The sequence below is a fragment of the Cyclobacterium sediminis genome (assembly GCF_054781075.1).
The window spans coordinates 1-572 of sequence record NZ_BAAGVC010000027.1 but is presented as its reverse complement, the minus strand read 5'-3'; the positions used below and the strand labels follow the sequence as shown (position 1 = coordinate 572).

The following is a 572-nucleotide window of genomic DNA, read 5'->3' as shown; positions in this document are numbered from 1 at the left end:
TCTGATTCTCCGCAAACACACCTAATATTTTTAGTATATTAGCGCTCAAAAAGCAGGGATTATGAACATATTCAGTTTTACGGCTCATTTCGGTTCGGAGGAAGATTGTCGTTTGCATTTCAAGGAGCAGCGTGATAAGGAAGGGGTTGTCTGCAAGCGATGCGGGGGCACTTCCCATTATTGGTTACAGGGTAAATGGAGTTATGAATGCAAAGGTTGCCGTTTCCGCACCTCGTTGCGCAGCGGTACGATCATGGAGAGCTCCAAGCTGCCGTTTCTGGTGTGGTACAAAACGATGTTCCTGATGAGTTGCACAAAAAAGGGATTCTCCACCAACGAACTCCAGAAGCAATTAGGATTGAAGCGTTACGAACCGGTATGGGCGATGGTACACAAACTCCGCAGGGCGATGGGCAACCGGGATGCAAGGTATACACTGGAAGGGATGATAGAACTGGATGAGGGTTACTTTTCGGTGGCCAGTAAGGAAATCGAGCGAGGCAAGGGTACACGTGGCCGGGGAGCCGAGGGAAAGCAGAACGTTGCGGTGATGGCCGAAAGCACCCCGTTGG

1 pseudogene is annotated in these 572 nt (G+C 50.2%); it reads left to right on the top strand.

Features of this window, described 5'->3' with window-relative positions:
• Nucleotides 1-61: 61 nt before the first annotated feature.
• Nucleotides 62-572, top strand: a pseudogene (locus ACYVHJ_RS19360) (IS1595-like element ISBbi1 family transposase); the annotation flags it as partial.